Here is a 23,931-nt window from a genome sequence, read left to right as displayed (position 1 = left end):
CAGCACCTACGAAAACGGCCCTCACGGGCCGTTTTTTTATGCCGAGGCGTACCGGCTACAGGCCGTAGCGCTCGATAGCGTCCAGGTGCGGCTGGGTGTCGACCTCCGCCGCTTCCGCCAGGCGCAGCCAGCACATGCGGTGCGGCCATTGCCCGGTGGCCTCCTGCAACGCCTGGTGCAGGTCGCGCGGCGCCTGCTGCGCGGGTGTCGCAACGGTGAAGTAGATCGCCCGCAGTTCCTCGCCGCTGCTGGCATCGGTGACCTGGTAGTCGCGGTTGCTGTGCACCCAGACCTTCCAGCCGCGCGCGTCGAGCCTTTCGCGGAAGGCGTCGAAGGCCTCGTCGCCCGGATACACGCCGTCCACCAGCCAGCTCGGCGAGTAACCACCGCTCTCGAGGACGTGCACCACCGCATAGGTGGGAACGAAACGCTTGCGTTCCTCCTCGTCTTCCGGAGCCGGATAGATCAGCCCGGCGTCGAACACCACCCAGTCACCGACCCGCTGGCTGCGGTTGCCCGGCGCGTTCTCGAGGACCCGCGCGGTCACCGGGCCGGTGCGCCGGGCGTAGTAGTCGAGCGCTTCGCCATCCTCGATGTAGCGGACGATCACCCAGCCCCAGTCTTCCTCGATCGGTCCGTCGCCGGCGGCGAACTCCATGCCCATGCCGGCAGCGACCTCGCGCAGCATCGTCCAGTCGCGCGCGGCGCTGGCGGCCGTCATCTGGTCCCACTGCACCGACTGCGGCTCCTCCAGCTTGCCGGCCAGACGCTGGTAGGCCAGCGCCGCCTCGGCGAAGCGATCCTGCTCCATCAGCGCCTTACCCAGCAGGCTGTGTGCTCCCAGCGAGCCGGGGGAAATTTCCAGCACCGATTGGCAGGCGCGCTCCAGCTCCGGCCAATCGTTGAGTTTCTCGGCCAGCTTGACTTCGCTCCACAGCGCGATCAGCGGCACGCTGTCGGCGTAGAGCCGGCCGAGGCGCTTGACCTGGTCGTACTCGCCGCGCGCCAGCAAGGCATTGAGCAGGTAGTAGGCCAGTTGCTGCTCCTCGTCGGTGTGGCGCTCGACGTACTCCCAGAGCAGGTCGATGGCCTCGTCGTCAGCGGAGCAGGCCTGTAGCGCCGAGGCGGCCACTTCGCGCAAGGCGGTGTCGTCGGGCCGCTCGGCCAGCGCCTGGAGCAGCCACTGCACTTCTTTTTCCGGGTTGCGCGGCGCGTCTTCGCTGCCCTGCGCAGCCAGCCAGTCGAGCAACTCCGCAGCCGGCACCGGCAGCTCCTGTTGCTGCGGCGCGGCATCGATCTCCTCTCTCAACCCGGCGAGCAACTGGCTGGCGCCCCGGTCGCGCTGCAACTGTTGAGCATGCTGTTCGGCCAGCGCCAGGTGGCGCCTGGCGCTCCATACCGAACCGCGTTGCAACGCGAGGCGGACGGCCTGGCTGGCAACATCGATGACCACCCGGTGCGCGCCCTTCTGCGAGTAGTGTTCGAGCATTTGCTGCAGGCGCCCGCCGAAGTCCCAGGTGTTGCGCTCCGGGGTCCGTTGCAGCAGCAGGTAGACGGCGCGCAGCCAGATCGTACGGTAGCGCGGGGCAATCTCGGAGAACGGCAGCAGCGCCTCCAGGGCCTCCTCGTCGCGCCCCAGCAACGCCAGGCCGTGGGCCTTGTACAGACGCCGCGGCTGGCTGATGTTGTTCCACTCCGCGCCCTCGACCTTCTCCTCCATCTCGCCGATCAGGGCCAGCGCCTGTTCGGCGCGCCCCAGGTTCAGCAGGATCGCCACGCGCATCTCCAGGAGACTGTCGAACACCTCCTCGCCGGCGGCGAGGATCTTCTTCTCCTGTTCGGCCAGGAAGGCCAGGGCGTCTTCGCCGCGCCCGTCGTCGAGCAGCGCCTCGGCCTTCTCGTTGCTCAGGCAGTGGAAGCAGGCCCAGGTCGGGTCGATCCGCGCCAGGGTCTCGTCGCATACCTCGATGCGCTCCTCCACCCAACCCGGGCCGTCGACGTTGGCGTAGCACGACGCCAGGTCCTGGGTCACGCAGACCGACTGCGGGCAGGCCTGGGTGTCGTCGCGATTGGCCAGTTCGAACAGGGAAACGGCGTCGGCCAGGGCGGTCTCGCCCTCCAGCTGGTTGCCGACCCGGTTACGCATTTCCCAGTGGCGGACGAAGATTTCCAGCCACGGGTTGTTCAACGTCCGGCTCAGCGCCTTGACCTCCGGCAACAGCGCCTCGGCGCGCTCCACCTCGAGGTCGCAGACGTACGCGGTGAGTTCGTCGATCAGCCGCGCACTCTGCTCCTGGCCGGCCTCACGCAGGTCGGCGCGGAGCTTCTCCACCCAGTTCCAGATATCCATATGCTTCAGTCTCCATCAGGCGTGTTGCGAATTTTCTTATTGCCCCAGCAGGCGCTTCACCGAATCGGCGAGTCCGGCCAGGGCCTGGTTCAGCGAGGTCGCGGGCTGGCCGCGTCCCTGTCCGGCGATGATCACCTTGAACGAGCGCAGCAGCAGCGCCGCATGGGCCGCTTCGCCGCGTTCCTCGCCGACGGCCGCAAGCAGCGCCTGCACCGCCGGATTGTCGAGGTTGACGTAGAGCCGGCTCGGCTGGCGATTGTCGAGCTTGCGGGTGAACTGCCGGGCCAGGCGCAACGCCGCGGTGGAAATACGCTTGTCGGCCTCGTCGTCCTCCAGACGCCGCTTGAGTTCGGCGTCGCGGTCGGGCACCACCACGAGCGGCAGCTCCTCGGGGCTGAAGCGGGCGATCACCAGTTGCTCCTCGGCGCCGCCCAGGTGTTCGGCCAGCCAGCCGGTCTCGCGCTCGGGCAGTCGGTCGAGGCGGAACAACTGGCGGTTGCCCTGCTCGGTGCCCAGCTCCACCAGGCGCATCCCCTTGGCCTGCGCCCAGCGACGGAGGAAGGGTACCACCGCATAGCGATTGCCATGGGCCACCGGTACGCCCATGGCACGGAACAGCATTTCCTCGAAGCCGCTGTCGTTGTCCAGCAGCACATGCACCGCTCCGCGCGAAAGGAGTTCGGAGGCCGGGAGGTCGCCCTGGGAGGTGGGTACGCGCAGGCTGTCCATCATCAGCGCGAACAGACGCTCGTCGCACAACGCCGCCCCCAGCAGGGCCTCGTTGTGCCGCAGCAGGACCCGTCGCCAGGCCTCCGGCTGCTGCCGGGCCACCTCGCCGAGCCCGGCGATCAGCGCCTCGGCCAGCGCATGCTGGATCGCCGCGTAATGGTCGTCACGCTGCAGGTCCTCGCGGCTGGCGGTGGGCGTCAGGCGGTTCGACTCGATCACCCCGCCGACGAACCCGGCCCAGGACGGCAGCAGGTCGCGGGCGTCATCGTCGAGCAACATGCCGCGAAGGAATACCGAGAGATTGCGGTTGTCGCTGGTGCCATAGGTGCCGCCGTCCTGGATCCACAGCAGCCCCTGCACATCGACCCGCTCGTCCGGGCGCACCGGCAGGCAGCAGATCGGCTCGAAGTCGTGCTCGAAGCGTGCGGCGAACTCCAGGTCGCGGCGCCGTTGCTGCAGCGGATGCAGTGCCGCGTCGGCGGCCAGCCGCCACGGCGGCGGCTCCGGGTTGATCGGCTGGGCGTCGCCGCCGACGTGGATCGGCTCGCGCAGCAGCACGCAGTAGCGTTCGAGGATCTCGCGCAGGCGCGCGGCCTGGGTCAGCGCACTGTATTCGTCCTGCAGTTCGAGGGTGATCTCGGTGCCTACCGGGCGCGCCGGCATCGGCGTCACGCTGTATTGCTCGGCGTTGCTGGAGACGTAGCAGAAGCCCAGTTCCGGCTGCTGGTAGGACGTAGTCCGCACGCTGACCCGGCGGGCCAGGACGAAGGCGGAGAGGAAGCCCAGGCCGAACATGCCGATCAGCCCGCTGTCCTCGTGCCCGGACTGGCGCAGTCCGCGGGTGTAGCCGACGCCGACGGTGGCCAGGTAGGCGTGGATTTCGTGCTCGGTGAGCCCGGCGCCGGTGTCGACGATGCGCACGGTGTTGCTGGCGCTGTCGCCGATCACCTCGATTCGCGACGGCCCTTGCCAGTCGGGCTGCTCCAGGCGGCGACGGAGGATCGAGTCGTGGGCGTTCTGCACCAGCTCGCGCAACGCCACGGTGGGCGTGGAATAGAGGTGCTTGCTGAGCACCGACATCACGCCGTTGAGGTCGACTCCGGCGCGACGGATCTGGGGAGTGTTCGATTGCGGAAAGCTGCTTTGCATGTCCCTATCCAAGCGTTCGATGAATGGCGTCCGCTCGCTCGCGAGCGGTCCGGTGCGGGATTCTGCCACGTTCCGCCACGATCCTTGTGCAACGGCGTGCCCGCGATGAGCTTCAGGCCGCATGGAAGCGGTCCGGAGTGCAATAGAGCCGCGTCGCGGCGAAATGTTCAACCCTCCAGTCCGATCAATTGTCGCCGGCTGCGCTCGAACCAGTCGAGCAGGTAATCGGCGAGTACCTGGGTGCGCCGCGGCAGGCCGCCTTGGAACGGATGGACGAGAAACATCGGCGTGCTGCGCGTCTGGTAGTCGCGCAGCAACCAGGCCAGGCGGCCGTCGCCCAGTTCGTCGTGGACCATGTATGACGGCAGCCGGGCGATGCCGGTGCCGGCCAGCGCGGCCTTCTTCAACAGGCTGTAGTGGTTGCTGGCGAGAAAGCCGGCAACCCGTACCCGTTCCAGCCGATGGTGGCGGTGATAGAGCCACTCCTCGTGGCCACTGTAGTGCGAGTTCAGCAGGCACTCACGCTCGGCCAGCTCCGCCGGGCGTTGCGGCTCGCCGTGTCGCGCCAGGTAGGCGGGACTGGCGCAGGTGATTTCCTGCAGGACGAACAGCGGCCGCGCCACCAGCCGGGCGTCCTGCTCGACCCCAGAGCGAATCGCCAGGTCGAAGCCCTCGCCAACCAGGTCGCGCAGGCCGTTGTACAGGTCCAGCTCGACGCGCAGCAGCGGATGGCGTTCCTGGAAGTCCTCCAGCAGCGCATCGAACAGGGTCTCGCCCAACGAGACCGGGAGGGTCACCCGCACCCGTCCTTCCGCTCGCTCCTGCAGGCGCGCCACAGCCTGCCGCGCGCGCTCGGCCTGCACCAGCAAGGCCTGCGCCTCGGGTAGCAGCGCGGCGCCGGCGGCGGTCAGCGAAAGACGGCGGGTGGTGCGGTGCAAGAGGGTCACGCCGAGCTTCTGCTCGAGGACGCCAATGCGCTTCGACAGTTGGCCCTTGCTGCAACCCAGGCGCTCGGCGGCGCGGGTGAAACTGCCCAGGTCGTGGAGTACGGCGAAGGCGGCGAGATCGTCCAGGTCCTTCACGATTGTTTCCCTATGAAAACGGTAGGTTGTCGATTGACAGGATTATCCATGACAAAAGCGACTCTACACTGGAAACCACTCACCTTCACGCAACGAGAGGCCTGTATGAAAATCATCCTGATCGGCGCCAGCGGCACCCTTGGCAAGGGCATCGACAAAGAACTCGGCGAGCGCCACGAGATCGTCCGTGTAGGCCACAGCAGCGGCGACTTCCAGGTCGACATCAGCGACGCGGACTCCATTCGCGCCCTGTTCGAGAAGACCGGTCGCTTCGATGCGCTGGTCGCCGCGGTCGGCAAGGTACACTTCGGCGCCCTGGAGGAAATGGGCGAGGCGCAATACCAGCTCGGCCTGCGCGACAAGCTGATGGGCCAGGTCAACCTGGTACTGCTCGGCCGCGAGTACGCCAACGACGGTGGCTCCTTCACCCTCACCAGCGGCGTGCTCGCCGAGCAGCCGATCCGCTTCGGCAGTTCGGCGAGCATGGTCAACTGCGCCGTCGAGGGCTTCGTCCGCGGCGCAGCCCTGGAGTTGCCGCGCGGCCTGCGCATCAACGCCGTCAGCCCGACCGTGGTCAGCGAGGCGCTGCCCGGCTACGCGCCCTACTTCCGTGGCTTCAAGCCGGTTCCGGTGGCGGACGCCGCGCTGGGTTACGCACGCAGCGTGGAAGGCGCGCAGACCGGCCAGGTGTATCGCATCTGGTAAGCGATATTTCTCAGGAGAGGCGGTCGGCGTAGCAGGTCGGCGAACTGCCGGGCTGCTGGCGGTCCAGCTCTTCCTCGAGGAACTCGGCCAGCACCACGGCATTGTTGTGCTGCTGGTCGTGGGCGCCATAGAGCAGCGTCAAGGTGCCCTCCCGAGCGCTGTCGAGCAGGCCCCACCAATGTTCCGGGTGCGCCTGCAACTCGGCGCGGTAGTGTTCGCGGAAGCTGTCGAAGAGTGCCGGATCGTGGCAGAACTGCTTGCGTACCTCGTTGGAGGGCGCCACGTCCTTCAGCCAGTCGTCCATGGCCAGGGCTTCCTTGCGGATGCCGCGCGGCCACAGCCGGTCCACCAGGACGCGCCGACCATCGGCGGGCGACGCCGGTTCGTATACACGCTTGCATTGGATCATCGATCGACTCCCTGGTTGCGATGAAATCCGATCCGGACTTGAGCCAGGCCCGGACGCTCGGTAACGTGGGCGCATTTTCGATGGAGTCTTCCCTATGCGCCCTGCCCGTCTGCTGGTCTACAGCCTGCTCCCCTTGTTCGCCGCCTGCCAGGTGTGGAAGCCCGAATCGCCGAGCACCAGTGTAGACACCCGCTTCCAGGGCGAACTGGTGAAGATCAACGGCGCGCTGCAATTCCGCCCCTGTACCGAGAAGCGCCTGTTCAGCATCGAGGACGTGGCCAATACCGGCCTTCGCCGCGAAGCCGACAGCCTGTTCGACGACGGCGCCCAGGGCCTGTTCGTCGACCTGCGCGGCACCATGGGACCGGCCAAGGTCCGCGGTACCGACGGCAAGCTGGAGGTCAGCCGACTGTACCGCGTGCAGAACGAGGGTCCCGGCTGCGACGACCCGAACTTCAAGCTGCTGACCTTCGCCGCCAACGGCAACGAACCCTTCTGGAGCGCCAGGGTGAACAACCAGGGCCTGCGCCTGGACCGCCCCGAACACGAGACCCTGGCCTTGCCTTACGTCGCCGAGGAACTGCCGAACGGCAGCACCAGCTATTCCAGCGAGGCGAACGGCAAGAAGGTCGAACTGTGGATCGCCCCGTCGTCCTGCACCGACAGCATGAGCGGCGCCTTCAGCAGCTACTCCGCCGAACTGCGCATCGATGGCGAGACGCTGCGCGGCTGCGCCTATCCGGGCGCACTGGGCAAGTGAAGCGAGGGGCCGCGCAGCGGCGGCCCTTCCCTACAAGAGCAGTCCGGCCTGCTCCAGGCGCCGCCGCAGCGCCGTCAGGCCGCCCTCGTATTCCCAGTAGGCGACGCGCCCGTGGGAGGCGCTGACCAGCAGGTATTTCTCGCTGATCGACTGGATCCGTTCGATGCGCAGCAGTTTCTCGACGAAGCGTTCCTCGCCGATCTGCTCGACGATTTCCCGGTTGTCCGCGTCTTCCCGGTTGTCCGCGTCGTAGCCGTGGACCATGAAGGCGGCACGCACCTTGAGGCGGATGAAACTCATCGCACGGCTCTGCGCTGGAGGGAAAGATTGCGATGGCACACCGTCGAGCGCCCCGAGCCGTTCGGCCGCCGCGCCGGATCGGCGTATGTTTCCAGCTCGACGAAGCCGGCCTTGCGCATCATTCCCGCCGACGCCCGGTTCTCTTCGTGACGATCGATATAGACATCCTCGATGCCTTCGTCGGCCAGTTGGGCCAGCACCGCCTCCAGCATCGCGCTGCCGAGCCCCTGGCCGGCCGCCGCCGGATGCACTACCGCCTCGCAGATGTAGGCCCGCGGCGCATCGGCACGCTGCGGCTGGTAATGGGCGAAATCCTCGGTGCGACGGAAGCTGACGAACCCCAGCAGCCGATCGTCGCGCTCGGCCAGGACGGCACGTACCTCGCCGTCGGCGATGGCTCGCAGATGCGCACGTACCCCCTCCTCCGGCAAATGGTTCCAGGGATTCGGCCCGTGGCTCAGCAACAGGTCGGTCATGGCCTCGATATCGCCGGTTTCGGCAGCTCGCAAACGGTGCATATCCACTCCCTCAAAGTCCAGCCACCAGCAGCCCGTCGGGCAACGCCACGCCCCGCTCGATGCAGGCAGCCAGCGCCTCGACCAGGGGTTCCAGCGCATAGCCCTGCCTGGCCAGCCAGACCGGATCGTAATAGGTGGTCGCATAGCGCTCGCCGCCGTCGCAGAGAATCGCCACCAGCGAGCCCTTCTCGCCAGCCGCCACCATTTGCCGTGCGGCCACCAGGGCGCCGATCAGGTTGGTTCCGCTGGAACCGCCGACCCGCCGCCCCAGGCGCCGGGCCAGGTAATGCATGGCCGCCAGCGACCAGGCGTCCGGCACCTTGACCATCGCGTCGATCACTTCCGGCAGGAAGGATGCCTCGACCCTTGGCCGGCCGATGCCCTCGATCCGCGAACCGCAATCCAGGGTCAGGCCGCGGTCGCCGCTGACATAGGCGTCGAAGAACACCGAACGCTCGGCGTCGGCGCAGAGTACCCGGGTGCAGTGCTGGCGATAGCGCACGTAGCGGCCCAGGGTCGCCAGGGTGCCGCCGGTTCCGGGGCTGGAGATCAGCCAGGCCGGGGTCGGGTGCGGCTCGTGGCGCATCTGCTGGAAGATCGACTCGGCGATGTTGTTGTTCGCCCGCCAGTCGGTGGCGCGCTCGGCATAGGTGAACTGGTCCATGAAATGGCCACCGCTTTCCCGCGCCAGGCGTTCGGACTCGGCGTAGATCTGGGTGGGGTCCTCCACCAGGTGGCTCTGGCCGCCGTAGAAGGCGATCTGGGCGATCTTTTCCTTCGAGGTGCTGGCCGGCATCACGGCGATGAAGGGCAGGCCCAGCAGGCGTGCGAAATAGGCTTCGGAAATCGCCGTGGAACCGCTCGATGCCTCGATCACCGGCGCGGCCGGCCTGAGCCAGCCGTTGCACAGCGCATAGAGGAACAGCGAGCGCGCCAGGCGATGCTTGAGGCTGCCGGTGGGGTGGCTGGACTCGTCCTTGAAGTACAGTTCGACGCCTGGCAGGCCGGGAGTCTCCAGGGGGATCAAATGGGTATCGGCGCTGCGCTGGAAATCCGCTTCGATGATGCGGATCGCCTCGCGGGCCCATTGGCGGTGGTCGACGGTCATGGAAACTCCTTCAGTTCAGGACGCCGGCCGGAGGCGGCGGCGGAGCGCTGCGCCACTGGCTGATGGCGACGCCGATGAAGACCAGGCCGGCAGCGAGCATCTGCGGGCCGTTGAGGGTTTCGCCGAGGAACAGCGCGGCGAATACCAGGGTGAAGACCGGGATCAGGTTGATGAAGCCCGAGGCCTGGCTGGCCGGCAGTCGACCGACGCCGAAGTTGTACAGGCCGTAGGCGCCCACCGTGACCACCACGCCGAGATACACCACCGCCTGGATCCCCAGAGCGCTGGGCTGGCTCGGCAGGTCGGCGCTGGCCAGCGCCAGCGGCAGGAAGAACAGCGTGCCGACGAAGGCCTGCATGGCGGTCAGGGCGAATGCCGAGTAGCGCGCCGACAGGTGCTTCAGCAACAGGGTATAGCCGGTGGCGCAGAGCATCGCGAGAAGTTCGAAGAAGTTGCCCAGCAGCGGCTGCGGCGCGTGCAGGTCGGGCTCGCCGGCGAGGCTCAGCCAGATCGAACCGAGCACCGCCAGGCCAAAGCCGATCCAGGTCACCCGGCCGATCCGCTCGTGCAGCAACAACCAGGCCCCCACCGCCACCAGCAACGGCAGCAGCGCGGTGATCATCCCGGCCTGGGCCGCGCTGGTGTATTGCAGGGCGAAGGATTCGCAGAGGAAGTACAGGCAGGGTTCGCAGACGGCCAGGCCGAGCAGGTACTTCCAGTCGCCTGGGCGGTAGTCGATGCGTCCGCGCCAGCGCCAGGCGACGAGGAACACCAGGCTGCCGAGGGCCATGCGACCGAAGATCACCCAGAGCGGCGGCAGTTCGCGGAAAGCGACCTTCAGCACCACGTACGAACTGCCCCACAGCGCCATCGCCAGGATCAGGCAGGCCAGGGCGAACCAGCGCGTCCGAGTCAAGGGAATCTCCACCACGGGCGCCGCCGCGGCGCCGGAAAAAGGACTCCCAGTATAGGCAGCCGACTAGCCGCGCCGACAGACACAGAAAGCGGGCAAAACTGTTGCGCCGGGCCTCACTGCTCCCAGGGCTTGCCGCGAGTCTTCTTCTCCAGCGGCAACTGCTGCAGCACCGCGGCCTTGGCCAGCATGTAGGCGCTGACCGGGGCGCTGATGAAGAGAAACAGGCTGATCAGCAATTCGTGCAGGCTGATGCCCGCCTGGCGGTTGGAGAAATAGATCAGCGAGGCGACGATCACCCCGCCGACCCCGAGGGTGGTGGCCTTGGTCGGCCCGTGCAGGCGCATGAAGAAGTCCGGCAGGCGGTACAGGCCGATCGCGCCGATCAGAACGAAGGCGCTGCCCAGCAGGAGGAACGCCGAGACGATGATTTCCAGCCACAGGCTCAGGGGTTCGCCAGTCATTCGATGATGTCTCCGCGCAGCATGTACTTGGCCACCGCCACCGTACCGACGAAGCCGAGCACCGCGATCAGCAGCGCCGCCTCGAAGAACAGGTCGCTGTCGCGCCAGATGCCGTACAGCACCAGCAGGGCGATGGCGTTCACGTAGAGGGTGTCCAGCGCCAGCGCCCGGTCCGGCAGGCACGGCCCCTTGACCAGGCGCGCCAGGGTCAGCAACAGGGCCAGGCCGAGCAGCGCCAGGCACAGCGGGATCACGTAAGCGAGCATGGGAAGATCTCCTTCAGCGGCGCTTCGTAGCGTTGCTTGATCTCGGCGATCAGCGCCGCCTTGTCCGGCACGTCGAGGCCGTGCACCAGCAGGGTCTTGCGGTCGTCGCTGAGGTCCGACGACACCGACCCCGGGGTCAGCGAGACGATGCTCACCAGCACGCTGATGGCGAGGTCGTTCTCCAGCTCGATCGGCACCTCGACGAAGGCCGGACGCAAGCGCTCGATCGGTCCGAGGGTCAGGCGGGCGACCTGGATGTTGGCGACGAGGATGTCCCACATCACCAGCGCCAGCAGCTTCAGCAGCAGCAACGGATGCCACTCCTGGCTGCGCCCGACCAGCAGGCGGTTGGTCAGCAGCGGAATGCACACGCCGAGGAAGGCGCCGAGCAGCCAGTGGCCGATGGCGAAGGAATCCACCAGCAGCAACCAGACCAGCAACAGCAGGACACTAAGCACTGGATGAGGCAGTACGCGAAGAAGCGGACGCGGCAACGAACGGCTGATCATGCGGCACCTCCGCGGATGATGATCTGGCGATACAGGTCGAGGTCGTGCAACTGCGCCGCGGTGGCCTGAACGTACGCCAGCAGCGGCTTCGCGGCGAACACCAGCAACGGGCCGGCGGAGAGCAACAGGATGCAGGCGAACAAGCGGCCGTGGTCCAGTTCGGCGCTACCGAGCACGGTATGCCCGGTGCGCCAGAACAACGTGCTGCCGGCCCGGCTCAACGCCACCAGCGCCACCAGGCCGCTGCCCAGTACCACGCTCCACAGGGCCAGCGCCTGGCTGCCGGGAGCGACCGACTGCAAAAGCATGACCTTGCCGAAGAACCCCGACAATGGCGGCAGACCGGCGACGGCGATGGCGCCGATGAAGAAAGCCCCGCCGAGCAACCGAGGGTTCTGCAACGCCGGGCCCTGGACCAGGTCGCCGGCCTTGTCGCCGCGCTGGCGGGCGACCAGGTCGGCGAGCAGGAACAGGCCACCGGCGATCCAGGTACTGTGCAGCAGGTAGTACAGCGACGCCGCCAGCGCCCGCTCGCTGCCCAACGCCACGCCAGCCAGGAGGGTTCCGGCGGAGACCACCACCAGGTAGGCCAGCAGGCCTTGCAGGGTCCGCGCCGCCAAGGCACCGATCGCGCCCAGGCCGAGGGTCGCCAGGGCCAGCGGCCAGAGCCAGGCCTGCGCCAGGTTGGCCAGCTCGCCGGCGGCATCGCCGAAGACCAGCGTGTAGACCCGCAGGATCGAGTAGATGCCGACCTTGGTCATGATCGCGAACAGCGCCGCCACTGGCGCGCTGGCCGCGGCATAGGCGCGCGGCAGCCAGAAGTACAGCGGCAACAGCGCCGCCTTCAGGGCGAACACCACCAGCAGCAGGAGCCCGGCTGCCGCCAGCAGCGGCGCGCGCTCGGCATCTGCCATGGCGATCTTCTGCGCCATGTCGGCCATGTTCAGGGTGCCGGTGAGGCCATACAGGGTACCCACGGCGATCAGGAAGAACGCCGAGCCGACCAGGTTGAGGATCACGTAGTGCTGGCCCGAGCGTACCCGCTCCGCACCGCCGCCATGCAGGAGCAACGCGTAGGAGGCGATCAGGAGTATCTCGAAGAACACGAACAGGTTGAACAGGTCGCCGGTCAGGAAGGCACCGTTGATACCGAGCAGCTGGAACTGGAACAACGCGTGGAAATGCTTGCCCAGGCGGTCGTCGCCGCGCAGCGCGTAGATCAGCGCGGCGCTGCCGAGCACCGCGGTGGCCAGCAGCATCAGGGCGGCGAGACGATCGAGCATGAGCACGATGCCGAACGGCGCGGCCCAGTTGCCCAGGGCATAGACGCTCAGGTCGCCGCTGGCGGCCGTACGTATCAGCAGCAGGCTCAGGGGGATCAGTGCCAGCGCCGCGAGCAACGACAGGCCGCGCTGCCAGCGCTCGGCCAGCGGCAACAGCAGCAGGCTGCCGGCAAACAGGGGGACCAGGATCGGCAGGATCAGCCAATGGCTCATGGGCGCGGCTCCTCCTCGTCCGGACGGCCATCTACGTGGTCGCTGCCGAGGTCGCCGAGGCCACGCAGGGCCAGGACCACGACGAAGGCGGTCATGGCGAAGCCGATGACGATGGCGGTCAGCACCAGCGCCTGCGGCAGCGGATCACCATACTCCCCGGGAGTGCCGATCACCGCGACGCTGCCGCCGAGCCGGCCCATGGCGAACAGGAACAGGTTGACCGCGTAGGAGATCAGCGTAAGACCGAGCACCACCGGGAAAGTCCTCGCCCGCAGCAGCAGGTAGACGCCGCTGGCGGTGAGCAGGCCGAGGGTGATGGCGAACAGGGCCTCCATCAGAGCGCCTCCTCTTGTGCGACGGGTTCAGGCATCAGGCTGAGCTTGCCGAGGTAGGACAGGATGAGCAGCGCGGCGCCGACCACGGTGAGGTACACGCCGAGGTCGAACAGCATCGCCGTGGCCAGCTCGATCTCGCCGATCAGCGGCAACTCGAAGTGGCCGAACGCGGAAGTCAGGAACGGATAGCCGAACAGCCAACTGCCGAGCCCGGTGAGCCCGGCGATCAGCACTCCGGTGCCAGCCATGGCCGCATAATTCAGCGGCAGGCGCTGCTCGACCCACTGCGAGCCGCTGGCGATGTACTGCAGCACCAGGGCGATGGCAGTCACCAGGCCGGCGATGAAGCCGCCGCCCGGCAGGTTGTGGCCGCGCAGGAAGATGAACACCGAGATCAGCAGCGCCAGCGGCAGCAACACCCGCGACAGGGTTTCCAGGATCAGCGGATGCTTGGCATGGGCCCAGTTGCGGCCCTGTGGGTCGCAGGTCGGCTTGTGCAGGGCGAAACCGGCGAGCATCGCGTAGACGCCTACGCCGGCGATCGCCAGCACGCTGATCTCGCCAAGGGTATCGAAACCACGGAAGTCTACGAGGATGACGTTGACCACGTTGTAGCCGCCGCCCCCGGAGACGCTGTTCTCGACGAAGAATCCGGCGATGCTCTCGTAGGGCCGGGTCAGCACCGCGTAGGCCAACAGCGCCACCAGCATGCCGACCCCGCCGGCCAGTGCCACGTCGCGCAAGCCGCGCAGGCTGGAGGACTCCGCCGGAGTGCGCGAGGGCAGGAAATACAGCGCCAGCATCAGCAGGACCATGGTCACCACTTCCACCGATAGCTGGGTCAGCGCCAGGTCCGGGGCCGAGAAGCGAGCGAAGGCCAGGGCCACCAGCAGGCCGGCGACGCTGAGGATCAATAGCGCGACCAGGCGCATGCGATGGAACAGCGCCGTGGCCAGGCCGCTGAAGGCCAGCACCAGCATGCCCAGGGCGGTGATACCGTCCAGCGGGGTCAGGCCGCGCGAGCCGGTCAGCCTCGCCAGCGGCGCCAGCTCGACCGCCACCACGACCAACGCCGCGCCCAGCAGCCAGGCCAGGTAACGCTGTAGCGACCCGTTCTCCAGCCAGGCGGTCAGGCGCGCGGCCAGGGCCACCGCGCGTTGCACCTGCTGCTCGAAGACCAGCTTGGCGTCCACCTCCGGCAATCCGGCATACCAGTTGAACAGCGGCTTGCGCAGAACATAGACCAACACACCGCCAACCAGCGCCACCACGCTCATCAGCAATGGCAGGTTGAAACCGTGCCAGATCGCCAGGCTGTATTCCGGCAGTTGCCCGCCAAGGCTGGCACTGGCGGCGGCAGCCAGCAGCGGCGCCACGGTGTAGGCCGGCAGCATGCCGACCAACAGGCAGAGGAACACCAGGATCTCCACCGGTACCTTCATGTAGCGCGGCGGCTCGTGGGGCGGGAACTTCGGCAATCGGGCCGGCTCGCCGTTGAAGAACACGTCGTGGATGAAACGCAGCGAATAGGCCACCGAGAACACGCCGGCCAGGGTCGCCGCCGCCGGCACCAGCCAGTTGAAGCTGCCCAGCAGGTTCTGGCTGAGGGTTTCGCCGAAGAACATCTCCTTGCTGAGGAAGCCGTTCAGCAGCGGCACCCCGGCCATCGCCAGGGAGGCGACGATGGCCAGCACCGCGGTATGCGGCAGGTACTTCCACATCCCGTTGATCAGGCGCATGTCGCGGCTGCCGGTCTCGTGATCGATGATCCCGGCGGCCATGAACAGCGAGGCCTTGAAGGTCGCGTGGTTGATGATGTGGAACACTGCGGCGACGTTCGACAGCGGGGAGTCGAGGCCGAACAGCAGGGTGATCAGGCCCAGGTGGCTGATCGTCGAGTAGGCCAGCAGCCCCTTCAGGTCATGCTGGAACAGTGCCATGCCGGCGCCCAGCAACAGCGTTACCAGGCCGCTCAGGCTGACCAGGTAGAAGAACCACTCGGTGCCGGCCAGCGCCGGATACAGCCGGGCCAGCAGGAATACGCCGGCCTTGACCATGGTCGCCGAATGCAGGTACGCGGAAACCGGGGTCGGCGCCGCCATCGCGTGGGGCAGCCAGAAATGGAAGGGAAACTGCGCCGACTTGGTGAACACGCCGAGCAGGATCAGTATCAGCACCAGCGGATACAGGGCGTGGGCGCGGATCAGCTCGCCAGCCGCGAGGACCTCGGTGAGCTCGAAGCTGCCGGCGATGTGGCCGAGCAGCAGCACCCCGGCCAGCAGCGCCAGGCCGCCCCCTCCGGTAACGGTCAGGGCCATCCTCGCACCCTTGCGGGCGTCGGAACGGCTACCCCAGAAGCCGATGAGCAGGAACGAGGACAGGCTGGTCAGCTCCCAGAAGAGCATCATCAGCAAGAGATTTTCCGCGAGCACCACGCCGAGCATGGAGCCCATGAACAGCAGCAGGAAAGCGAAGAAACGCCCCATCGGCTCCTGTTCGGAGAGGTAGTAGCGGGCGTAGAGGATCACCAGCAGGCCGATGCCGAGGATCAGCAGGGCGAAGAGGAAACCGAGGCCATCCAGGCGCAGGCTGAGGTTGATACCGATTTCCGGCAGCCAGGAATAGCTGGCGGTCAGGGTCTGCCCGGCGAACACCGTGCCGCGCTGCCCGAGCAACAGGATCAGGCCGATCAGCGGCGCCACGCCGGCGGACGCCGCGCACAAGGTGCGGCCGCCACGCTCGGCAAGCAGGGGCAACAACGCCCCCATGAACGGTAGCGCGATGATCAGCGCCAGAATCATGGGCTACTCCTCTTCGATGGCGGAGCCCCCGGCATGCCTGGCCGGCGGTGCTTCCCCGCGGTTGTCGGTGCGCGGCCGTATCGCCAGCAGCTCGAAGCCCCATCGGCCACCGGCAGGCGCGGCGCGACGGAACTACGATTATCGCAATCTATCGAACGAACGTCATGGATTGAATTATTACAAAATTCAGGCGTTCCGACTGCCGGAAAGCCGAAAAAAACTCTGCAACGGCAACGACTTGAAGCTTAGCAAGCCAACGCCGGCAGTGGTTCGGCGCTACAACGAAAACGGCCGGCGAAATGCCGGCCGCGGGATAACGTGGGAAGAATCAGTGGGCGACGCGGCTGGTGCCGTTGACGGTCAGGATGCGCACGCGCTCGCCGACGCGGAAGATCTGGCCCTGGTCGACCTGCTGGACGTAGGCGCGGGTGCTGCCGTCGTCTTCGCGCACGGTGATCTCGACGCCCTGGGTGCGCGTCAGGCCTTCTTCGGTAGCCGCGCCCAGCAGGCCGCCAGCGACGGCACCGATGATGGCCGCGACGTAGCTACCCTTGCCGCCGCCCACCGCGCTGCCGGCGACACCGCCGACGCCGGCACCGGCGATGGAACCGATCGGGGTCTTGGTGCCTTCGATCTTGACCGGGCGCAAGGCCTGGATGGTGCCCATGCGTACAGTCTGCACGGTACGGGCTTCCTCACGGCTGTAGGTATCGCCGGTGAGGCTGGATTGGCAGCCGCCAAGAGCCAGGGCCATGGCGGTGAAGGAAGCAACGATCAAGGCAGACTTGCGCATAACGGCATCTCCGAAAGGGATAACTGACGAATATTAGACTCTCCCGTAGCCGCTCCTGTCACCTGGCCGGCGCGAGATAATCGAATCGATTCAGCAATGGTACAGGTTCGTTCAGTTTCGACCGAACCCTCCCGCTTTCATCGGCGGGACCGATCGGCTAGGGTGAGCGCCCGCAGAAGGAACAGCCATGGACTATTTCATCATCGTCGTCACCACCGCCGCCGGCCTGTATTTCCACTGGTGGATCTACTGGCGCATCCGCCGCTGGATGGACCGCGACCTGGCGCTGTCATTCGCCGGCGACGACCCGCAAAAGCGTGACTATCTGTTACGGCGACTGGCCGAGGCCAAGACCAGCAAGGTGAAGCGGCGCGACCTGCCGGCCTGGCTGGAGCGTGCCGCCGCCGACTACCCTTCCCGCGAAGCCTGAGCCAGGCGCCAGAGCCGGGCGATCTGCTCGGCGCGCGCCTCCAGTTCCGCCGCCGCTCCGGCACAGGCCTGCTCCAGGCTGATCGGTCCCGGCGCCAGGCTGAAAGCCGCATCGATGCCGGCGTCGTGCAGGCGCTGGTAGCCGTCGCCCAGGCTGCCGGCCAGGGCTACCACGGGAACGCCGGCCTGGCGCGCGATCCGCGCCACGCCCACCGGGGTCTTGCCGTGCAGGCTCTGCGCATCCAGGCGGCCCTCGCCGGTCAGCACCAGGTCGGCACCGACCAGCGCATCGGCCAGCCCGGCCAGCTCCGCCACCAGTTCGATGCCTGGGCGGAAACGCGCGCGGAGGAATGCCCTCGCGGCGAAACCCAGGCCACCGGCGGCGCCGACGCCCGGCACCCGGCTGAAGTCCTCGCCCAGGGTCGCCGCGACCACCTTGGCGAAATGCGCCAGGGCGGCATCCAGTTGCGCCACCTGTTCGGCGCTGGCGCCCTTCTGCGGACCGAACACCGCCGACGCGCCGCGCGGCCCGCATAGCGGGTTGTCGACGTCTGCGGCGACTTCCACCGCGACATCCACCAGGCGCGGATCCAGCCCGCCCAGGTCGAGACTGTGCAGGCCCGCCAGCGCGGCGCCGCCGGGCGCCAGTTCCTCGCCGTCGGCAGCCAGGAAACGCACGCCGAGCGCGCCCAGCAGACCGGCGCCGGCATCGTTGGTAGCGCTGCCGCCGAGGCCGAGGATGATCTTCCGCGCCCCGGCGTCCAGTGCCGCGCGGATCAGCTCGCCAGTGCCTCGGCTGCTGCTGCGCGTGGCGTCGCGGCGGTCGCGCGGGACCAGGTGCAAGCCGCTGGCGGAAGCCATTTCGATCACTGCGGTGGCGTCGTCCAGCCAGCCCCAGTGCGCCAGGGTCGGCTCACCGAGAGGGCCTTCGACCCGGCATTCGCGACGTTCGCCGGCGGTGGCGGCGAGTACCGCATCGACCGTGCCTTCGCCGCCGTCCGCCAGTGGCCGCAGCAACACCTCGGCCTGCGGGAAAACTCGCCGCCAGCCGCGGGCGATAGCCTCGGCGACGTCGAGCGCGGACAGGCTTTCCTTGAACGAATCAGGAGCAATCACGATTTTCATCAGTCACCTCGCAGGGCCGGGAGTCCCCGGCCCCGCTTCAATCAGAGCAGCACAAGGCTGAGCAGCCATACCGCGAGCATACCGGCGATACCCTGGACCAGGGTCGCCAAGGTCTGGGCGCGATAGGCAGTGGATACGGTCATGCGGCTGAACTGGGTGACCACCCAGAAGAAGCTGTCATTGGCGTGGGACACCGTCATCGCCCCGGCACCGATCGCCATGACCGTCAGCACCCGGCCCATCTCGCTGTCCAGGCCGAGCTGCGGCAGCAACGGAGCGACCAGCGCCGAGGTGGTGACCAGCGCCACGGTGGTCGAGCCCTGCGCGGTCTTCAACGCGGCCGCCACCACGAACGGCATGAACAGGCCGATGCCCAACGCGGACAGGGTGCTGCCCAGGTAGTCGCCGAGCGGAGTGATCTTCAGCATCGCACCGAAGGCGCCGCCGGCGCCGGTGATCAGCAGGATCGGCGCGGCCGACTGGATGCCTTCCACCACGCGCTCATGGAATTCCTCGCGCTTGCTCTGGCCCTTGAGCAGGGTGCAGGCCAGCGCCAGGCCGACCAGCAGGGCGATCACCGGTTGACCGAGGAAGTTCAGGCAGGCGAACAGTACGCCCTCGCCCAGCGGCTTGCTCGGGAATACCGCGACCGAGCCAAGGCAGATCAACAGGATCGGTACGAAGATCGGCGCGAACGCCTGGGTCGCGCTGGGCAGCTTGCCGTAGCGGGCACGCAGCTCGCTGAAATCCTCTTCGGTCTGGACGACCTGGCCGTCGTCGACCAGGGGAATGTCCTTGCCGACGAAGCGATTGGCCCACCACATGCCGGCCATCGCGGTGACGAAGGCGACCACCAGGCCGACCGCGATCACCAGGCCAAGGCTGGCGTCCAGGCCGAGGTTGCCGGCCGCGGCGATCGGACCCGGGGTCGGCGGCACGAAGGTGTGGGTGGCGTAAAGACCGGTGGCCAGGGCCACGCTCATGGCGATGGTGGATATCTTCATCCGCGCCGCCAGGGCGTTCTTCAGCGAGTTGAGGATGACGAAGCCGGAATCGCAGAACACCGGGATCGACACCAGGTAGCCGATGATCGACATGGTCAGGGTCGGGAAGCGTTCGCCGAGCAGGCGGATCACGCTTTCCGCCATGGTGATCGCCGCACCGCTGCGCTCGAGGATCACCCCGATGATGGTGCCGAGCACGATGACGATGCCGATGTAGCCGAGGATGCTGCCGAAGCCGCCGGTAACGGTCTTGACGATTTCCGCCGTGGGTACCTGGTAGGCGAAGCCGGCGATCAGCGCGGCCGCCAGCAGGGCGAGGAACGGGTGCAGCTTGAGTCGCGTGGTGGACAGGACGATAAAGGCGATCAACGCCAGCAGGATCAGGACCAGGGTCATGAGCCGCCTCCTTGTTGTTATGGGTGTGGGATGGGCGCCCAGGGGCGGGTCATTTTCGCTCCGTCGGGACCGGACACGCCTTGTGCAACGGCCAGAGGAAGACGGCGCTGGAAGGGGAACATTTTGTGCGACTGCACAGTGAATCGATTGATCGCCCGTTACCCGCGGCGCGGAACGAGCAATTGCAGCCCCAGCAACAATTGCTGGCGGTGCTCCAGGCGAGCGAGATCGAGCCCGCTGATCGAAGCGATGCGCTCCAGTCGGTAGCGCAGGCTGTTGCGATGGATTCCCAGCGCCTGGGCACAGGCCTGGGCGTGCCCGTCATGGGCGCACCAGGACTCCAGGGTAGCGGCCAGCGAACCTTGCGGATCGTGGTCGAGCAACCGCTGCAAGGGCGCCAGCAGCTGCCGCACCTGCCAACTGTCGCGCTGGCTGAACAGCAGGCTGGCGAGGCGGTGTCCGTCCAGGGTCACGACCCGCCGACCGGGCAGCCGGCTGCGCGCATAGTCCAGCAAGTCACGTGCGGCGCAGGCCGAGGCGCGCAGCTCGGCCAGGTCATGCGCCGGGTCGCCGGCACACAGGCGTGCCACGCCCCAGCCGCGCGCATCGGCGCGCTCCAGCCAGTGCTCGAGCGCATGTGCGTGGGCTACCGGCCGGCACCAGAACACCAGGCGCTCGCCCAGCGCCGCACTCCAGTGCTCCGCCCGGCCGCCGAGTGCCGCCAGCAGGCGAGCCTGGCAAGGCAGCGGATCGGCATGCTCGGGCAGCTCCAGGAAGAGCGCCTGGCGCGGCCAGTGCATGGCCAGTCCCAGGTGTTCGGCATCGGCCGCCAGTGCCCCGAGGCCGTGGCCGGGATCGAGCAGCTGGCGCAGCCAGGCTTCGTGACGCTGGCGTTGCCAGTGTCGCTCGTCCTGCATCTGGCGCTGTTCCATGAGCATTTCCGCTGCCATCCGCACCAGCTCGGCATAGGGCCGGACCACCTCCGGCGCGCCGGTGATGCCGAGCACGCCGACCAGCCGCTCGGCGTGCAGCAACGGCAGGTTCACCCCTGGCCGCACCCCGCGCAGGCAGGCGGCGGCCTGCTCGTCGATTTCCACCACCCGCCGGTTGGCCAGCACCAGTTGCGCCCCTTCGTGGCGGGTATGCAGGCGCGATGGATCGCCGCTGCCGATGATCATGCCCTGGGCATCCATCACATTGATGTTGTGCGGCAGGATCGCCATCGCCCGATCGACGATGTGCTGCGCCAGCGTCGAATCCAGTTCGAACATGGAGGATTCAGGGCGCCAGGCGTTCGCGCAGCCAGCCGCCGTCCTGGCGTCGATAGTCGAGACGGTCGTGCAAGCGGCTCGGCCGCCCCTGCCAGAACTCGATGCGCTGCGGCAGGAGACGGTAGCCGCCCCAGTGCTCGGGACAGCTCGGCGGCTGGTCGGCGAAACGCTGCTCGGTGTCCGCGAGCAGCCGTTCCAGCTCGGCGCGATCGGCGATGACCCGACTCTGCGGCGAGGCCCAGGCGCCCAGGCGACTGCCCAGCGGACGCACCTGGTAGTAGGCGTCGGATTCCTCGGGAGTGACCTTCTCGACGCTGCCTTCGATGCGCACCTGGCGCTCCAGCGCCGGCCAGAAGAAGGTCATGGCCGCCCGCGGATTGGCCGCCAGCTGCCGGCCCTTGGCGCTTTCGTAGTTGGTGAAGAAGGTGAAGCCGCGCTCGTCGAGGCCCTTGAGCAGGAGGATACGGCAATGCGGATAGCCGTCGGCGTCGACGGTGGCCAGGGTCATGGCGTTGGGTTCGACCGGCAGGCGCTCGGTCTTCACCGCGTCGTCGAACCACTGGCGGAACAGGCTGAAGGGATCGCTAGGGGCGTTGGCCTCGCTGAGGCCATCGCGGGTGTACTCGCGGCGCATATCGGCCAGGGACTGGGTCATGGCGCATCTCCAGGGGGAAATGCGCCATAGCTTAACCGCAGACTCCGCCTCGCGCTTGATCCGGGACAATGGCGCCAAGCGCCCTGCCCCGGTTCGGCTCAGTTGCCCTGAGCCAGGGACAGCAGGCTGGCGCGCTGGGTATAGAGCACTTCGACGCGACGGTTCTGGGCGCGGCCGGCGGCGCTGGCATTGTCCGCGCGGGGCATGTCGGAACCGACCCCCTTCAGGCGCAGCTGGTCGCCTTTCAGGCCGCTGAGGCGGAAGATCGCCGCCACCGACTGGGCACGCTCGAAGCTCAGCTTGTCGTTGACCGCCTTGCTGCCGGTGCTGTCGGTATGACCGAGTACCAGGATACCGCTCTGCGGATCGGCCTGGGCCATCTTGGCGACCTTGCCCAGCGGGTTGAGGGTGATCGGCATCAGCATGGTGTGGCGCTTGGGATTGAACGAATAGTCGGCGGGGGCGATGACGATCAGCGCGTTGTCGCGACGCTCGAGGGTGAACTCGCTACCGGCGATCGCTTCGCGCAGGGCCTTCTCATGTGCATCCAGCCACTCCTTGGTGACCTTCTGCTGGACCAGTGCCGGCTTGCCCGACGCCTTGCTCGCCGAGCTGGCGCCGAACGGCCACCACCAGGGGTTGGCGGCCTTGGGCTCGGCTGCGGCGGCGACTTCTTTCTTCGCCGCGGCGATCTCGGCCTTCTGCTCCGCAGCCTTGGCGGCTACGTCCCGACCGCCTTCGTCCTTGCCGAACGGCCACCACCAGTGGCTGGAGCCGACATGCTCGGCTTCGGCCTTCTGTTCCGTGGCCTGCTTGGCGACGGTCTGTCCGTCGTCCTTGCCGAACGGCCACCATGAATGGCTGGAAGCCTGCTCGGCCGGAGCCTTGGCCGGCTGCGAGGAAGCATCCTGGGTCTGGAAATAGCTGCAGCCGGAGGCGGTCATGCAGAGAAGAAGCGTCGAGGTCTTAAGCAGTTTCATACGTCGGGGTCCGTTGGAAGTGAAAGAAGGCGAGCCCGATGGAACATTCGGCTCAACCGCCGGTCACATCGCAGCGATGCCGGAGTCGATCCACTGCCCCGGCAACGCCCTATCTCATACGACGCTTTAGATTGTGTCGCTAAGCCATTATTTGGCAATGAAATTTAGCGTCGAGCCGACAAGCGGTTAAAAGTTAACCAACGGATTACAGACACTCCCCCGCCACACGCGCCAGCTGTTGCGCCCGTGGATCCATCAGCACGTACGGCCCCAAGGCGTTGCTGACAAAGGAAAAAGCCAGGTCGCGCTCGGGATCGGCGAAGCCGATCGAGCCACCCGCCCCAGGGTGGCCGAAGGCCTTGGGGCCGAGTCCGTAGGTCGCATTGGCCACGCCCGGTTGGTCGAGCATGGTGCCGAGGCCGAAGCGGGTCCGGGTCAGCAAGGTCCGGTCCTCGCCTACCGCGTGTTCCTGGGCCAACTGGCCCAGCAGTTCATCCTCCAGCAAACGTCCCTGCAACAGGCCGCTATAGAAGCCGGCGAGCGCGCGCGCGTTGCCATGGCCATTGGCGGCCGGCTGCTGCATGCGTCGCCATTCCGGCTTGTTGGTGCTGGTGAGGATCGACGGCGGATTGGTGAAGGCGCGGGTGGTCAGCGCCAATGGCTCGCTCATCATGGTCTTCAGCATGCGCTGGGCGGCAGCGTCGCCGAGGCTGCCCTTGCTCCGCGCCATGTGGGCGACGCGACCGAACTGGCTGTCGTCCAGGCCGATATGGAAATCCAGGCCCAGCGGTGCCGCGGTACGCGCCACGATGGCCTTGCCCGGCTCGCGGCCGTCGACCCGGCGGATCACCTCGCCGAGCAGCCAGCCATAGGTAATCGGTGCATAGCCGTGCGCTTCGCCGGGCGTCCACCAGGGCTCCTCGGCGGCCAGTGCCGCGGTCATCGCCTGCCAGTCGTAGAGTGCCTCGGGCGGCATCTGCTCGCGCAGCGCCGGCAGGCCGGCGCGATGGCAGAGCAACTGGCGCACGCTGATCGCTGCCTTGCCGGCCGCGGCGAACTCGGGCCAGTAGCGTGCCACCGGCGCGTCCAGTTCGAGCTTGCCCTCGGCCACCAGTTGCAGCACGGCGACGGCGGTGAAGGTCTTGGTGCAGGAGAACAGATTGAGGATGGTGTCGCGCTGCCAGGGCTGCTCGCCGTCCTTGTCCGCGACGCCGCCCCAGAGGTCGACCACCGTCTCGCCACCGACCTTCAGGCACAACGCCGCGCCGCGCTCCTGCGGATTATCGAAAAGCCGGGCGAAGGCCTCGGCAAGCGGGGCGAAACGGCTGTCACAGTGGCCTTGGGGCGTCATGGGCAAGTTCCGGTGGGTAAGTGGTCGGGGCAT

Annotated in this window: 24 protein-coding genes; 3 read left to right on the top strand and 21 right to left on the bottom strand. The window is 67.5% G+C overall.

From position 1 onward, the window contains the following. Positions 1–55 precede the first annotated feature (55 nt). The 3 genes from HMPREF2886_RS28755 to HMPREF2886_RS28745 form a co-directional block, all read right to left on the bottom strand. The gene (locus HMPREF2886_RS28755) at positions 56–2,350 is read right to left on the bottom strand and encodes a tetratricopeptide repeat protein (RefSeq protein ID WP_033969375.1); all 2,295 of its coding nucleotides are present in this window, start codon (positions 2,348–2,350) and stop codon (positions 56–58) included. Positions 2,351–2,386: 36 nt separating this feature from the next. Further along, positions 2,387–4,297 carry an ATP-binding protein gene (locus HMPREF2886_RS28750; RefSeq protein WP_073649516.1) on the bottom strand — a complete coding sequence of 637 codons (1,911 nt, stop codon included), beginning with the start codon at positions 4,295–4,297 and terminating at the stop codon, positions 2,387–2,389. Between the two features lie 98 nt (positions 4,298–4,395). Next, positions 4,396–5,310, bottom strand: coding sequence for a LysR family transcriptional regulator (locus HMPREF2886_RS28745; RefSeq protein WP_003082110.1), 915 nt, complete (start codon positions 5,308–5,310; stop codon positions 4,396–4,398). A 105-nt stretch (positions 5,311–5,415) separates the two neighbouring features. Between HMPREF2886_RS28745 and HMPREF2886_RS28740 the strand changes: the two genes are divergently transcribed. Next, positions 5,416–6,015, top strand: a complete 600-nt coding sequence (locus HMPREF2886_RS28740) for a short chain dehydrogenase (protein WP_033976630.1) — start codon at positions 5,416–5,418, stop codon at positions 6,013–6,015. 10 nt (positions 6,016–6,025) lie between these two features. Here HMPREF2886_RS28740 and HMPREF2886_RS28735 read toward each other — a convergent pair whose 3' ends face one another. Then, positions 6,026–6,424 (bottom strand): DUF488 domain-containing protein, encoded by a 399-nt coding sequence (locus HMPREF2886_RS28735; RefSeq protein ID WP_003116310.1) that lies wholly within the window; start codon positions 6,422–6,424, stop codon positions 6,026–6,028. A gap of 94 nt (positions 6,425–6,518) precedes the next feature. On the opposite strand from HMPREF2886_RS28735, the gene HMPREF2886_RS28730 reads away from it, so the two are divergent. After that, positions 6,519–7,184, top strand: a complete 666-nt coding sequence (locus HMPREF2886_RS28730) for a COG3650 family protein (protein ID WP_003082099.1) — start codon at positions 6,519–6,521, stop codon at positions 7,182–7,184. A gap of 30 nt (positions 7,185–7,214) precedes the next feature. Here HMPREF2886_RS28730 and HMPREF2886_RS28725 read toward each other — a convergent pair whose 3' ends face one another. The 11 genes from HMPREF2886_RS28725 to HMPREF2886_RS28675 all read right to left on the bottom strand — a co-directional run bounded on the left by HMPREF2886_RS28725 (position 7,215) and on the right by HMPREF2886_RS28675 (position 16,687). Next, a complete protein-coding gene (locus HMPREF2886_RS28725) occupies positions 7,215–7,484 on the bottom strand; it encodes a hypothetical protein (RefSeq protein ID WP_042929513.1) in 270 nt (89 codons plus the stop codon). Then, the gene (locus HMPREF2886_RS28720; protein ID WP_033969380.1) at positions 7,481–8,002 is read right to left on the bottom strand and encodes a GNAT family N-acetyltransferase; all 522 of its coding nucleotides are present in this window, start codon (positions 8,000–8,002) and stop codon (positions 7,481–7,483) included. The genes HMPREF2886_RS28725 and HMPREF2886_RS28720 overlap by 4 nt, the downstream gene beginning before the upstream one ends. Before the next feature lie 10 nt (positions 8,003–8,012). Beyond that, positions 8,013–9,110: a PLP-dependent cysteine synthase family protein gene (locus tag HMPREF2886_RS28715; RefSeq protein ID WP_033976629.1), complete on the bottom strand. Its 1,098-nt coding sequence runs from the start codon at positions 9,108–9,110 to the stop codon at positions 8,013–8,015. 10 nt (positions 9,111–9,120) lie between these two features. Further along, positions 9,121–10,026, bottom strand: coding sequence for a DMT family transporter (locus HMPREF2886_RS28710; protein WP_033976628.1), 906 nt, complete (start codon positions 10,024–10,026; stop codon positions 9,121–9,123). A gap of 113 nt (positions 10,027–10,139) precedes the next feature. Further along, positions 10,140–10,487, bottom strand: a complete 348-nt coding sequence (locus tag HMPREF2886_RS28705; RefSeq protein ID WP_003082083.1) for a Na+/H+ antiporter subunit G — start codon at positions 10,485–10,487, stop codon at positions 10,140–10,142. Next, complete coding sequence (locus tag HMPREF2886_RS28700) at positions 10,484–10,753, bottom strand: K+/H+ antiporter subunit F (protein WP_003082079.1); 270 nt, start codon at positions 10,751–10,753, stop codon at positions 10,484–10,486. The genes HMPREF2886_RS28705 and HMPREF2886_RS28700 overlap by 4 nt, the downstream gene beginning before the upstream one ends. Continuing rightward, positions 10,738–11,262, bottom strand: coding sequence for a Na+/H+ antiporter subunit E (locus tag HMPREF2886_RS28695; protein WP_003082074.1), 525 nt, complete (start codon positions 11,260–11,262; stop codon positions 10,738–10,740). Before HMPREF2886_RS28695 ends, HMPREF2886_RS28700 begins: the two co-directional genes overlap by 16 nt. Next, positions 11,259–12,758 (bottom strand): monovalent cation/H+ antiporter subunit D, encoded by a 1,500-nt coding sequence (locus HMPREF2886_RS28690; protein WP_070748841.1) that lies wholly within the window; start codon positions 12,756–12,758, stop codon positions 11,259–11,261. Before HMPREF2886_RS28690 ends, HMPREF2886_RS28695 begins: the two co-directional genes overlap by 4 nt. Further along, entirely contained in the window at positions 12,755–13,093 is a 339-nt protein-coding gene (locus HMPREF2886_RS28685) for a Na+/H+ antiporter subunit C (protein WP_003082068.1), read from the bottom strand. The genes HMPREF2886_RS28690 and HMPREF2886_RS28685 overlap by 4 nt, the downstream gene beginning before the upstream one ends. Continuing rightward, the gene (locus tag HMPREF2886_RS28680) at positions 13,093–15,894 is read right to left on the bottom strand and encodes a monovalent cation/H+ antiporter subunit A (protein ID WP_033969386.1); all 2,802 of its coding nucleotides are present in this window, start codon (positions 15,892–15,894) and stop codon (positions 13,093–13,095) included. Before HMPREF2886_RS28680 ends, HMPREF2886_RS28685 begins: the two co-directional genes overlap by 1 nt. 328 nt (positions 15,895–16,222) lie before the next feature. Beyond that, positions 16,223–16,687 carry an outer membrane lipoprotein gene (locus HMPREF2886_RS28675; RefSeq protein WP_003082056.1) on the bottom strand — a complete coding sequence of 155 codons (465 nt, stop codon included), beginning with the start codon at positions 16,685–16,687 and terminating at the stop codon, positions 16,223–16,225. 187 nt (positions 16,688–16,874) lie between these two features. Here HMPREF2886_RS28675 and HMPREF2886_RS28670 point away from each other — a divergent pair, with 187 nt between their 5' ends. Continuing rightward, entirely contained in the window at positions 16,875–17,117 is a 243-nt protein-coding gene (locus HMPREF2886_RS28670; protein ID WP_033969389.1) for a hypothetical protein, read from the top strand. Here the strand turns inward: HMPREF2886_RS28670 and HMPREF2886_RS28665 are convergent. The 6 genes from HMPREF2886_RS28665 to HMPREF2886_RS28640 form a co-directional block, all read right to left on the bottom strand. After that, a complete protein-coding gene (locus HMPREF2886_RS28665) occupies positions 17,096–18,241 on the bottom strand; it encodes a glycerate kinase (protein ID WP_042167452.1) in 1,146 nt (381 codons plus the stop codon). The genes HMPREF2886_RS28670 and HMPREF2886_RS28665 overlap by 22 nt on opposite strands. 41 nt (positions 18,242–18,282) lie before the next feature. Next, positions 18,283–19,641 carry a GntP family permease gene (locus HMPREF2886_RS28660; RefSeq protein ID WP_015503357.1) on the bottom strand — a complete coding sequence of 453 codons (1,359 nt, stop codon included), beginning with the start codon at positions 19,639–19,641 and terminating at the stop codon, positions 18,283–18,285. A 158-nt stretch (positions 19,642–19,799) separates the two neighbouring features. Continuing rightward, positions 19,800–20,912 carry a CdaR family transcriptional regulator gene (locus HMPREF2886_RS28655; protein ID WP_039027152.1) on the bottom strand — a complete coding sequence of 371 codons (1,113 nt, stop codon included), beginning with the start codon at positions 20,910–20,912 and terminating at the stop codon, positions 19,800–19,802. Positions 20,913–20,919: 7 nt separating this feature from the next. Then, entirely contained in the window at positions 20,920–21,567 is a 648-nt protein-coding gene (gene pdxH, locus HMPREF2886_RS28650; protein WP_070748839.1) for a pyridoxamine 5'-phosphate oxidase, read from the bottom strand. Positions 21,568–21,665: 98 nt separating this feature from the next. Further along, positions 21,666–22,547 carry an OmpA family protein gene (locus HMPREF2886_RS28645; RefSeq protein ID WP_003082037.1) on the bottom strand — a complete coding sequence of 294 codons (882 nt, stop codon included), beginning with the start codon at positions 22,545–22,547 and terminating at the stop codon, positions 21,666–21,668. Positions 22,548–22,752: 205 nt separating this feature from the next. After that, complete coding sequence (locus tag HMPREF2886_RS28640) at positions 22,753–23,898, bottom strand: EstA family serine hydrolase (RefSeq protein WP_033976625.1); 1,146 nt, start codon at positions 23,896–23,898, stop codon at positions 22,753–22,755. Positions 23,899–23,931: the final 33 nt, after the last annotated feature.

This window comes from Pseudomonas sp. HMSC066A08 (assembly GCF_001813025.1).
Taxonomy (GTDB): Bacteria; Pseudomonadota; Gammaproteobacteria; order Pseudomonadales; family Pseudomonadaceae; genus Pseudomonas; species Pseudomonas aeruginosa.
This window is presented reverse-complemented; position numbering and strand designations above follow the sequence as displayed.